Raw genomic sequence first — 510 nt, forward strand, 5'->3', positions numbered from 1 at the left:
TTAATTATCTCGATATATTTAACAGATTTGACTATTTTTTGTTAATAAGATCGGGCCGGTAGTGGTTTTTCATCTTTAAATGGTAAAAATACAACACCATCCAAATATATTTAACAAGAATTTCGCATTTTTGTTAATTATCCGGGTTTATTTGACATATTTCGGCTGCTTGGCTCGGTTTTTGTTAATTATAATTTTATATCTAACAAAAAGGGATGAAAAACCCGAGAATCTGTTAATTAAATCGATATATCTAACAGATTCGGCAAATTTTTGTAAATAAGATCGAGCCGGTAGTAGTTTTTCATCTTTAAATGATAAAAATACAATATCATCCAAATATATCTAACAAAAATATCGCGATTTTGTTCATTATCCGGATTTATTTAACATATTTCAGTCGTCTGACCCGGTTTTTGTTAATTATAATTTTTTATCTAACAAAAAGGGATGAAAAACCCGAGAATTTGTTAATTAAAAGTTACGTCCATATAATTGTGTAAAATAGAA

The sequence above is a fragment of the Nosocomiicoccus sp. HMSC059G07 genome (assembly GCF_001815515.1).
Taxonomy (GTDB): Bacteria; Bacillota; Bacilli; order Staphylococcales; family Salinicoccaceae; genus Nosocomiicoccus; species Nosocomiicoccus ampullae_A.